11 protein-coding genes are annotated in these 11,432 nt (G+C 66.0%); 10 read left to right on the forward strand and 1 reads right to left on the reverse strand.

Features of this window, described 5'->3' with window-relative positions; all coding sequences use genetic code 11:
• The 6 genes from GOOTI_RS07000 to GOOTI_RS07025 form a co-directional block, all read left to right on the forward strand.
• Window positions 1–1,931, forward strand: a 1,931-nt coding sequence (locus GOOTI_RS07000) for a carboxyl transferase domain-containing protein (protein WP_007237869.1), incomplete at its 5' end; no start/stop codon positions are given.
• Between the two features lie 42 nt (window positions 1,932–1,973).
• The gene (locus GOOTI_RS07005; RefSeq protein WP_007237870.1) at window positions 1,974–3,764 is read left to right on the forward strand and encodes an AMP-binding protein; all 1,791 of its coding nucleotides are present in this window, start codon (window positions 1,974–1,976) and stop codon (window positions 3,762–3,764) included.
• A complete protein-coding gene (locus tag GOOTI_RS07010) occupies window positions 3,761–4,402 on the forward strand; it encodes a TetR/AcrR family transcriptional regulator (protein ID WP_007237871.1) in 642 nt (213 codons plus the stop codon). The genes GOOTI_RS07005 and GOOTI_RS07010 overlap by 4 nt, the downstream gene beginning before the upstream one ends.
• Window positions 4,403–4,499: 97 nt before the next feature.
• Window positions 4,500–5,369 carry a twin-arginine translocation signal domain-containing protein gene (locus GOOTI_RS07015; RefSeq protein WP_007237872.1) on the forward strand — a complete coding sequence of 290 codons (870 nt, stop codon included), beginning with the start codon at window positions 4,500–4,502 and terminating at the stop codon, window positions 5,367–5,369.
• The gene (locus GOOTI_RS07020; RefSeq protein WP_007237873.1) at window positions 5,370–7,145 is read left to right on the forward strand and encodes a GMC family oxidoreductase N-terminal domain-containing protein; all 1,776 of its coding nucleotides are present in this window, start codon (window positions 5,370–5,372) and stop codon (window positions 7,143–7,145) included.
• A gap of 88 nt (window positions 7,146–7,233) precedes the next feature.
• Window positions 7,234–7,629, forward strand: coding sequence for a phage holin family protein (locus GOOTI_RS07025; protein WP_007237874.1), 396 nt, complete (start codon window positions 7,234–7,236; stop codon window positions 7,627–7,629).
• Window positions 7,630–7,644: 15 nt separating this feature from the next.
• Here GOOTI_RS07025 and GOOTI_RS07030 read toward each other — a convergent pair whose 3' ends face one another.
• Window positions 7,645–8,517, reverse strand: coding sequence for an LLM class F420-dependent oxidoreductase (locus GOOTI_RS07030; protein WP_039993697.1), 873 nt, complete (start codon window positions 8,515–8,517; stop codon window positions 7,645–7,647).
• 139 nt (window positions 8,518–8,656) lie between these two features.
• Between GOOTI_RS07030 and dtd the strand changes: the two genes are divergently transcribed.
• From dtd to GOOTI_RS07050, 4 genes are read left to right on the forward strand one after another with little or no spacing between them, the layout of a single operon-like run.
• The gene (gene dtd, locus GOOTI_RS07035; RefSeq protein ID WP_007237876.1) at window positions 8,657–9,106 is read left to right on the forward strand and encodes a D-aminoacyl-tRNA deacylase; all 450 of its coding nucleotides are present in this window, start codon (window positions 8,657–8,659) and stop codon (window positions 9,104–9,106) included.
• 51 nt (window positions 9,107–9,157) lie between these two features.
• A complete protein-coding gene (gene fdhD / locus GOOTI_RS07040; RefSeq protein WP_007237877.1) occupies window positions 9,158–10,048 on the forward strand; it encodes a formate dehydrogenase accessory sulfurtransferase FdhD in 891 nt (296 codons plus the stop codon).
• Window positions 10,045–10,224, forward strand: a complete 180-nt coding sequence (locus tag GOOTI_RS07045; RefSeq protein ID WP_007237878.1) for a DUF1059 domain-containing protein — start codon at window positions 10,045–10,047, stop codon at window positions 10,222–10,224. Before fdhD ends, GOOTI_RS07045 begins: the two co-directional genes overlap by 4 nt.
• The gene (locus GOOTI_RS07050) at window positions 10,221–11,375 is read left to right on the forward strand and encodes an EAL domain-containing protein (protein WP_007237879.1); all 1,155 of its coding nucleotides are present in this window, start codon (window positions 10,221–10,223) and stop codon (window positions 11,373–11,375) included. The genes GOOTI_RS07045 and GOOTI_RS07050 overlap by 4 nt, the downstream gene beginning before the upstream one ends.
• Window positions 11,376–11,432: the final 57 nt, after the last annotated feature.

Genomic DNA, 11,432 nt, shown 5'->3' on the forward strand with positions numbered 1-11,432 from the left:
CCTCGTTCCTACCCACCCGTCTCGACGACTTCGCGCGCCATCGGGCCCCAGAGCCCTCGGGCACCGTGGTCGCACGTCCTGAATCCTCCTCGCCGGCAGCAGATCTCGACATCCCCGAGGGCGCGCTGGTCGTCCGCGCGCCGATGGCGGGAGTGGTCGTCTCGACGTCGGTGGACGTCGGTGCCGAGATACCCGGCGCGACCGGTGTCGTCGTCATCGAGGCCATGAAGATGGAACATGTGGTCCGCGTCGACGCCGACGTCCACGTCACGAATGTCCTCGTCTCCCCCGGCACCGTCGTCGAAGCGGAGGCGCCGCTGCTCGTCGTCGAGCCCGCGACCGCGCCGGTGGCGACACCGGCCGCGGATCGGAACGAGGAGTCCGATTGGTCGCCAGAGGTCGCGGAGATCGAACGACGCAGGCAGTTCGCACTTGCCATGGGCGGACCGACGAAGATCGAACGCCAGCATGATTCCGGACGACTCACCGCGCGTGAGCGCATCGAAGCATTCGGCGACAGCGGTTCGTTCGTCGAGATCGGCGCGCTGTCGGGCTTTCCGACACTCGACGCCCATCAGCAGACCGTGTCCGTCTCGCCCACCAACTTCTTGGCGGGGACGACGCGGGTCGACGGTCGCAAGGTCGCACTCGGCGTCGACGACTTCACCGTCCGCGGAGGTGCCGGCGACGCGGCGATCCACGAGAAGCAGATCTTTCTCGAGCGGTACGCGAACGAGATGCGACTACCGATGGTCCGCCTGCTCGACGGGCAGAGTGGCGGCGGAAGCATCAAGATGGTGCTCGACGCCGGTTACACCTACGTCCCCATCAATCCGGGCTGGGATGCCGTGGTGGACAACATGTCCCTGGTCCCGGTCGCCGCGGCGGCACTCGGCCCCACCGTCGGCCTCGGCGCTGCGCGACTGGTGATGTCGCATCTGTCGGTGCTTGTCGACGGTGTCGGGCAACTGTTCACAGCCGGTCCACCCGTCGTACGCAGCGCGACCGGCGAAGACCTCACCAAGGATGAGCTGGGCGGCCCGGAGATCCACCGCGACAACGGTTCGGTCGAACGTATCGTCGCGAGCGAGGCCGAAGCCTTCGAGGTGATCCGGTCGTTCCTGTCCTACCTGCCGACCAGCGTCTTCGAGGTCCCTCCGATCATCGACTGCGACGATCCGATCGGCCGCCGCGACGAGTCTCTACTGAACGCGATCCCCCGAAATCAGCGCCGCCCGTATGAGATCTCGCCGATTCCCGACGCGGTCTTCGACACCGGATCGGTGTTCCGCTACGCCGACTACGGAGGTGGCACGCTCACCGCGCTCGCCCGACTCGACGGCCACCCCGTCGGCGTCGTCGCTGCCGACCCCGCCATGGGCGCCACGATGTCGGCATCCGGCGCACTGGCCATCACCCGCCTCGTCGACCTCTGCGAGACCTTCCATCTGCCCGTCGTCAGCCTCACCGACCAGGCGGGCATGACGATCGGGACGGCCGCGGAACGCAGGGCGACGATCCGACATGGCGCACGCGCGATCAGCGCGATCTACCAGGCACGGGTACCGCAGGCCGAGATGATCCTCCGACGCGTCTACGGCGTCGGCGGTGCCGGGATAGTGAATCGCCATCGGGCACAACGCACATGGGCCTGGCCGTCGGGCGACTGGGGCTCGTTGCCGATGCAGGGCGGCGTCGAGGCCGCCTTCGGCGCGCAGATCGAGGCCGCCGACGATCCCGCCGCCGAAGCCGAACGCATCCGTGAGACGTTCTCGGCGTTGACGTCACCCTTCCGGACGGCTGAGCGGTTCGGCGTCGCCGACATCATCGATCCGCGCGACACCAGAAGCCTGCTGTGCGACTGGGTTCACGACGCCTATCGGATTGTTCCGACCCTGCTCGGTCGCCCGTGCTTCGGCACCCGACCCTGACCACTTCGAAACTCATTCACCGCACACCCACCTGGAGACCCCATGTCGATCCCGGAATCCGCTACCCACACAGCATTCGACGCAGCAGCGCTGCTCCGGCTCCTCACCGCCGACGGCGAATTGATCACCGAACGACTCGACCACTGGGCCGCAGCGCGTCCCGACGCGCGTTTCCTCTACTACGGAGAGGATTCGGTCTCGCTGACCTACCGCGAGTTCGGCTCCCTGACCGACACCGTGGCCGGAAACCTCGCGCGCGCAGGCGTCGGTGAAGGTGCGCGCGTCAGCGTGCTCACCACCAACTCCTATCTGGCGACGGTGTTGATGTTCTCGATCTGGAAGGCAGGCGCCGTCTACTGTCCGATCAACTTCTCCTACGTGGGCAGACTGCTGGCCTACCAACTCGACGACACGGCACCGGCATTGCTGGTCACCGACGCAGCACACGTGTCGGTGGTCAACGACATCGCCGACTCCCTGGACACGGTCCCTCGGGTCGTCGTCTACTCTCCCCCGCCGGGAGCACATGATCACGTGCCCGAGATCGTCGACGTGCACCCGCGTTTCGGCCGTCTCGGCTGGGCCGAGCTCATCGCGCCGGCAGCGCGACCCGACGTCACCGTCTCCTTCGACGACCCGGCCAACATCGTGTACACGTCCGGGACGACAGGTCCTGCGAAAGGGGTTGTCCAACCGTACCGATGGATGGCTCAGTACACCTACGGCCTGCGGGCACTCCTGACCCCCGACGACGTCGTCTACAACGACCTTCCCATGTATCACGTCGGTGGTGCCATCGCCAATGTCGCCCGTGCGGCCTGGGTCGGATGCGCGGTCGCCGTCTGGGACAGGTTCAGCCCCAGCGACTTCTGGCGTCGGATCGACACCTCCGGTGCGACGACCGCGATTCTCCTCGACGTGATGATCCCGTGGCTGATGAACGCCGAACCGCGCTCCGACGACCGCGCCAACACGCTGAACAAGGTGTACCTCCAGCCGCTGCCCAGCCACCACTCCGACATCGCGACGCGCTTCGGATTCGACGTCGTCATGGCGGGCTTCGGACAGACCGAATCAGGCGCGCCGGTCAGCGCTTTCATCATGGAGACCGAACCAGGTGCGGGCACACCCGACGAGCTCTACCGTGGCCTCGACCATGCCGGCATCACGAAACGCGCTGAGGAACTGGGCATCCGACTCCTCCCCGGTAAAGACGTCACGCGCAAGGGATTCATCGGCACCCCCGGCCCGTTCTGCGAGGTCACCATTCTCGACGAGCACGACGCCGACTGTGGGATCGAGGAACCGGGGCAGCTCGCGCTGCGCCCACGTCTGCCCGGGCTGGTGATGCGCGAATATCACGGCAAGCCCGAAGCGACCGTCGACGCGTGGCGTAATCTGTGGCTCCACACCGGCGACGCCGCGGTTCGCGGAGCCGACGGTAACCTGTACTTCGTCGACCGCCTCGGCGACAGAATCCGGGTCAGGGGTGAGAACCTCTCGTCCTATCAGGTGGAGGACCTCCTCAATCAGCATCCCGCCGTTGCCTTGTGTGCCGCCTTCGCCGTACCCGCCGCCAATGGAGACGAGGACGACGTCGTGGTATTCGTGGTCCCGGCCGACGGCTCGGGCATCGGCGTCGAGGACGTGCATGCCTACGCCGACGAGGTGATGCCCAAGTACATGCGGCCGCGTATCGTTCGCATCGTGGACGATCTGCCCCGCACGGCGACGAACAAGATCGAGAAGTACCGACTGCGCGCGCAGATCGTCGCCGAGTCGTCCGCCGCCACGGACGGCCGGACCGGTCAGCGTCCGACGGTCTCGCCGTGACCGGGCAGGCCGCGTGGGCGCGGGCACGCAGCGACCGCGAGGGCCGGGAGCACTCGACCAGAACCGACCTGTTGTCAAGTGCCGCAGACGTTTTCGCCTCTCGCGGGTACGCGCACACGACGATCGCCGACATTACGGACGCCGCGGGTGTGTCGCGAGCGTCGTTCTACCTGTACTTCACCTCGAGATCCGACGTCTTCGTCTCCGTCGCGGGCAGTGTCCGCGATGACTTCCTGGCGGCGCACGAAATCCCCGACGTCGACGAGAGCGACCCGGTGGAACTCGGTCGTGCGTCGTCGGCCGCGTTCCTGACCGCGTACGCGCGGCACCTCGACCTCATGACGGTCATCGAACACCAGGCGCTCGCCGACGAGACGATCGCCGAGATCTGGCGCGAGATCCAGGAACGTCCACGACGACGGGTGATCCGCTATGTGCGTCGCCTCGCCGAGCAGGGCGACGCACATCCCGCCGCCGATGCGGAGTCGATCGCGGAAGCCGTTCTCGGCATGTTCGAGCGATTCGCTCGACGACGGATCACCGATCCCGACGAGTTCGAGAGTGCCGTGACGTCATTGAACGCGATGTACCTACGGCTGCTGGGAATCGAACAACCCGAGCCGACCGACGGCAGGTAGTCGGCGGCACGCCGTCCCCACAGGATCACCGACACAACACGCCCGGGGGACTTGATGGTTCCATGCACGCTGGTCTCCGTCACGTACCGTCGCCACTGTGACCCCAGCCACTGTCACTCGTCGGGGATTCCTTCACGCGACGGGACTCGCCGCGATCGTCGCCGCGATCGCGCAGGCCGATCCGGCGCATGCGGAGCCGCTCGGCGGCTACCCGCCGTTGCCGTCGCCGGTGCAGCAGATCTTCGACTCCGTACGGCGCGCTTCGCACGAGGCGCTCACCGGCGTCGCGGCGATGGTCATGCCTGGCGACGACGCCTACTCCCGCGCCCAACGCGTCACCGCACGTGGTCCCGGGGCCGTATCCGACGACGGCGCAGTCCAATTCATCGCTCTCATCGACCGCTTCCTGCCGCAGAGCGACGCCCTCGTGCGCCCGATCGCGGTCGCGTTGTCGACCACCCTGGCCGATCTCTCGGTTCCGGCGGCACAGTTACCCGAACCCGCGACAGCGCGGGCGATCGACCGCGCCCTCGGCGTCGGCGACAACGACCGCACGTTCCCGCTGTCGCTGGCCGCCGGCCTCGTACTGAACGTGTCGGCGGTGTTGGCAGGAAGCCGGTTCGGCGCCGGCCCCTTCGCCTCCCCCTTCGCCAACGCGGATTTCGACACCAAGTGTCGAGCGTTCGAGCTGATCGAGCAACCCGCCGCCGATCTGCTGGCAGTGTTCGATTCCGCTCTGCCCCAACCACTCCGAGGTTCCGGATCGGGGCTTCTGCGATTCGTGGGCGGGATTCTGCTCGACGGCGCGGCATTCACGGTCTGGAGCGAACACCGACTCTACGACGTGGCGACACGGCGCCTACGACGGCGGCCGGCAGCCTGGGACATCACTGATTACCGGCCTCATGGAATCGTCGACAACCACGACGAGTTTCGCGGCTACTACCGTGGTATGGAGGAATTCTGAGTGCGTGATGTCATCGTCGTCGGAGCCGGAGGTGGCGGCCCTGTTGTCGCCGCAGAACTCGCGATGCAGGGCCTTGATGTGTTGCTCCTCGAAGGCGGTCCCCGCCAGGGGAATCCGGCCACACAGTGGTCGCATCTCGAGTTCGACGCGAACGACCCGACTGCGGGATTCCTCCGTTTCGGGCCGGGAGACCGTCGCAAGCCCGGCTGGTTTCGTGAGTGGGCGCAGAACAGCTTCGTCTGGGAACTGGCCGGGGTCGGCGGTACCACGCAGCACTTCTTCGGCAATTCACCGCGTCCCTACAAGGGCGTGTTCAGCGGGTATGACGGACCAGATCGTTCTGAGTACGACACCGCACATCGCTTCCCGTTCACCTATTCGGAACTGGTGCCCTATCTCGAGTGGGTGGAGGAGACCCTCCCGGTGAAACCCGCACCGATGGGCACCAAGGAAGCGTTGTTCTTCCGCGGCTGCGAAGGGCTGGGTCTGCCCCTTCAGCGTGGTAGGGACACCACCGGCGCCGCCTATCGACCGCAGCCCAACTGCATTCTGCACCCCGGCGGCAATGCCGGCAGGACGTCGGAGAAATCGTTGCTCACGTACCCGCACGCAACGGGATGCACGTTCTGTGGGCACTGCTTCCAGGGCTGCTACCTCCCGTTGCACGCGCCGCGCAACCAGTTGGCCAGACGCTCGACGGACAACAGCTATGTGCCGCTGGGACTGGCAGCCGACCGTGTGCGCACGGGCGGCCGCGCGGTGGAACTGCGCGCGGATTCGTTCGTGACTCAGGTACACACCGCGCGATCGGGGAACGGAGTACGGGCCTCTGGTGTTTCGTGGCGCGACAACAATTCGGGAGAGCGGTTCCGTGAGGACGCACGCGTGGTCGTGTTGGCGGCCGGAGCCACCGAGACGCCCCGACTCTGGTTCAACAGCGGGTTGCCCAATCCGAACGACTGGGTGGGCAGAGGGCACACCGATCACTGGTTCGACTGGGTGGTGGGGTTGTTCGACGAGGACACGGGCAACACGCGTGGCGGGAACTCCTGCGCGCGCGTCGAACTCCCCGGCTACGGGTGTTTGGAGAACTCCGGGGTGACACCTGGTATCCAGGCGTTCACGATGAGTCTGTCCAACAGCGGTATTCGCGGGAAGTACACCAACGGGCGCGGGATGCGCGGTCCATGGGACGGTCCGACCGGCCGTCTGGCCGGTGACGAACTCCGGGAATTCATGGCGCACGGGATCGACCGCATGCTGAACGTCCTGTGCATCACCGACGATCATGTGGAACCCGAATGTCGCATCGTCCCTTCGGCTTTCCCTGCCGACTCCAACGGCGCGGTAGCCAAGATCGACATCGACATCCGGAAGCGGTCGGCGCCGACGCGGCGCAATCGCGAACACGTCGCCGCAACAGCGGCCCGCCTGCTACGCAAGGCCGGTGCCCACACGATCTACCGCATGGATTGGGCGCCACTGCTGCTGCACGTGCACTCATCGATGAGGATGGGGATCTCTGCACGGAATTCCGTGGCTCGCGACACCTGCGAAGCCCGGTTCGTCGACCGCCTCTACATCGCCGACAACTCTGTTCTCGCGAATTCGCTCGGTGGCCCCAATCCGACTCTCACGACCCAAGCAGTGGCGACCCGGTGCGCCGAGAAGATCATGGCGAGGTACTTCGGCGGTGATCCATGGGTACGCACTTCCGCGCCCGTCGTCACCACCGACGACCGGATCACGCGACGCATGGTCGAGTTGGGACTCTGACACCCCGACCACGAGCACCCGGGGTTGCCCACGGGACAATCCGCCGGGCCGCCACCACAGCTCGGCGGTCTTTGGCAAGATCTTGGACATGCGTGCATTTCTGCTCCAGTCGGCGCTTTCGGGCGTCGCGCTGTGGATCGCGACCTTGATCGTGCCGGGCCTGAGTTTCCAGTTCCCCGACTCCGCGTCGGGATGGGAGAAGTTCGGGATCGTCGTGCTCGTTGCGCTGATCTTCGGTGTGGTGAACGCCTTCATCAAGCCGATCGTGCAGCTGTTCTCCATTCCGCTCTACATCCTGACCCTCGGCCTCATCCACATCGTCATCAACGCGTTCATGCTCGAGATCACGTCGTGGATCACCCACAACACCACGCACTGGGGACTTCAGGTCGACAGCTTCTTCTGGGCCGCGATCTTCGGCGCACTGGTGATCTCGATCGTCAGCTGGTTGATCTCGATGGTGCTGAAGGAACCGGTTCGCTAGTGCCGCAGCGCGGCGTCAGGCGGTGATGATCGCGGCGAGTTGCTCGACAGGCGTCTTCGATCCGAGTACCTGGATCGCCACGTGATTCGCACCCGCGGCGAGATGCTCGTCGAGCCGCGCCTTCACCTGGGCAGCGGTTCCGTGCGCGACGAGGTCGTCGATCAACGCGTCGCTGCCTCCGTCGGCGATGTCCTCGTCGGTGTAGCCGAGTCGCTTGAGATTGTTGGTGTAGTTGCGCAGGTGCAGATAGGGCTTGTCGACCGGCGGCCGCCCCACGGCGCGTGCCTCCTGCGCGTCTTCGGTCAGGACCACTTTGTGCTCAGGTGCGAGCAGGGCGTCGGGGCCGAGTATCTCGCGCGCCTGCGCGGTGTGCTCGGGCGTCGTCAGATAGGGATGCGCACCCAGTGACCGTTCCGCCGACATACGCAGCATGCGCGGTCCGAGTGCCGCGAGCAGTCGACGGTTGGGCGGAACCTGCTTGCCGTCGAGTGCGTCGAGGTAGCGGCCGACGGCCTTGAACGGGGTCGTGTACTCCGACGTGGCCTCGGGGTGTCCCGCGCCGATACCGAGGTAGAACCGTCCGGGGAAGTCACGCTCGAGTGCGTGGAACTCCCCGGCGATCACGTAGGGGATTGAGTTCCAGATGTTGACGATGCCCGTCGCGACCGTGATGTTCTCGGTCGCCTCGAGGATCGTGCGGATGGGGTGCAGGTTCTCCGGTGATCCGCCGAGCCAGATCGTCCCGTATCCGAGTTCCTCGATCTGTCGCGCCTCGTCGGGCGAGAACTGTTTGAACCAACCCCACGCGCCGTAGGTGCCGAACCTCGCGATGTGCTCTGCCTTGGACTGCCCGGCCTTCGATTGCCCTGCGTTGGATGAAGCGGTCATGTTCACAGCGAACCTCATCGTCGCTCGCTCGTATTCCGAGGCGTCGAAGTCGTCACCAGATCTTCATCTTGGTCGTGGCGACACTCCGGGTCGTACCACCGCCGAGTCGCACCGGTTCTCGATCTGTGATGCTGGTCGAATGCGTGCGGTGATCCAGCGAGTGTCCAGCGGTTCGGTGCGTGTCGACGGTGAGACCGTCGGCGAACTCCACATCGCTGCAGGCGCCCAGGGTCTCGTCGTCCTGGTAGGGGTCACCCACGACGACACCCCTGCGCATGCGGCGAAGCTCGCCGACAAGATCTGGCGACTACGCATCCTCGACGGCTCGGACGGGCGTGAGGATTCCGCGGCAGATCTCGACGCCCCGATCCTCGTCATCAGTCAGTTCACCCTCTACGCCAACGTCGCCAAGGGCAGAAGGCCCTCCTGGAACGCCGCCGCACCCGGGCCGGTCGCCGAGCCCCTCGTCGACGCCGTGGTCGCAGAACTGCGCGCAGCGGGAGCCACGGTCGCCACCGGACGATTCGGAGCGCACATGGAGGTGTCGCTGGTCAACGACGGCCCGGTGACGCTCGTCGTCGACGTGTGAAACCACGTTCTCGCGCGGCATGAGCGTTTTCGGGGAGGTTACTGTGGCGAGATGGGACGTATCACCGCTCGACGGCGGGTCACCCGCGTCCGACGCGGTGCGCAGCCGACGACACGCGTCGACGTGCTGGCCGTCGAGGAGCCGTTGGAGATGCGCGTCAACGGCACGCGCCTCGCGGTCACGATGCGCACGCCCGGCCACGACGTCGAACTCGCGTCGGGTTTCCTCGTGTCCGAGGGTGTGCTGACCCGTCACGACGAACTGACGACCGCCCGCTATTGCGCGGGAACCGACGACGACGGACTGAACACCTACAACGTGCTCGATCTGGCACTCGCGCCCGGCGTGATCGGTCCCGACCCTTCCCTCTCGCGAGACTTCACGATCTCCAGCGCGTGCGGTGTGTGCGGCAAGGACAGCATCGAATCGGTCAGTACGCGTTCACGATTCGACGTGTCCGACGATCCGGTGAGTGTCGACGCCGATACGGTGCTCGATCTGCCCGAACGACTGCGTGGCCACCAGAAGGTGTTCGCGAAGACCGGTGGACTACATGCGGCGGCGCTGTTCGACGCGTCGACCGGTGAACTGCGCGTAGTCCGTGAGGATGTCGGTCGCCACAACGCTGTCGACAAGGTCGTGGGGTGGGCGCTCGCCCGCGATCTTCTGCCACTGCGCGGGCAGATCCTGCAGGTGTCGGGTCGGGCCAGCTTCGAGCTCGTACAGAAGGCTGTGATGGCGGGCATCCCGGTACTGTCGGCGGTGTCGGCACCGTCGTCGTTGGCCGTCGAGCTCGCCGAGGAGCACGGGCTGACACTGGCAGGGTTCGTCCGTGGCCAGTCGATGGTGCTCTACGCCAGAGAAGACCGCATCATCTGCGGTAACGGTCCCGGCTCCGAGGGCGAACGAACAGTTGCGAGCGAGCAGGAGGGCATACGATGAAGAGCTTCTGGTGCGGTGCTGTGATTCCCGACTGCGACATGCGTTTCACGGCCGACTCCGAGGAGGTCCTGCTCGAGAGCATTGCTCAGCACGCAGCCGCCGAGCACGACGTCGAGGCGCTGTCCGCGGACACTCTCGCTCTGGTCAGAAAATCGATCACCGACACGGCCGAGTGAGTACCGACCATCGGCCACCACTCGTCGGCCAGCACACGCGGCCCACGGACGCCGACCTCGAGTGCGCTGTCGACGCGCTGATCGACCGCGGTGGCGCCCCGTCGCTGATGTTCCAGCCGATCGCGCACCTCCCACAGATGAATGTCGCCGGATACGAAGTCCTGAGCCGTTTCTCCTGCCACCCCGGTGCCGGACCGGACCGATGGTTCGCCGCGGCTCAGCGCATCGGGCGCGAAGCCGAACTGAGCGCTCTCGTCTTGACCAAGGCATTGTCGTCGAGGTCGCAGCTTCCGCCGAGATGCTTTCTGTCCATCAATATCTCGCCCGAGGCGTTGCTCTCGGACCAGGTCGAGCGGCTACTCGGATCCGGTCCACTGGACCGCATCGTCTTCGAGCTGACCGAACACAGCGTCGTCAACGATTACCACACCGTCGCTTCCGCAATAGCCAACATTCGCAGTCTCGCAGGGTTCGTGGCAGTCGACGACGCAGGGGCCGGCTACGCCAGTCTGCGTCACATTCTCGCGTTGCGACCCGACTTCGTGAAGCTCGACAGCTCGCTGGTGCAGGACCTTCACCGTGACCAGGCCAAGTCGGCGTTGGTGGAGATGTTCGGCGAGTTCGCGAGCCGCATCGACGCGTGGCTCGTCGCCGAGGGAATCGAGGGACAACGCGACCTTCATCGGCTGCGTCAACTGGGCGTGCCGCTGGGCCAGGGATATCTGTTGGGTCGGCCGTCCGAGTCGATGCAGGCTCTTGCACCCGAGACCGTCGATGCGGCCCCCACCGCGCTCGCGGCACCGACCGAGACCGTCGCGGCATTCGTCGACGTCGGTCATACCGCAGGTTTCGACACCAGCGACGCCGAGTTGCGCGCCACCCTGGACTCCGACTCCGACACCCCCGCGATAACCCTGCTCGACTGCTACTCACGACCTGTCCGGCTGGCGTTGCGCGACGGCAGCCGAGGGGTCCGCAGAGACCACGCCATGTGCGTTCTCAGTTCATCTGGACACCACGAAGTCCTCCGGCGTGCGATGACTCGTCCCCTGAAGCGACGGTTCGACCCGCTCGTGTGCTGCGACGAAGCAGGAAGCTACACCGGACTCATCCCGATCGACCGCCTGATCGGCGCCCTAGCAGCCGACTGAGGCGAGTGCCCCCGAACGTCGTACGGCACATCGCCGTCCCCGTTGAAGTAAGTAGTT

The sequence above is a fragment of the Gordonia otitidis NBRC 100426 genome (assembly GCF_000248075.1).
Taxonomy (GTDB): Bacteria; Actinomycetota; Actinomycetes; order Mycobacteriales; family Mycobacteriaceae; genus Gordonia; species Gordonia otitidis.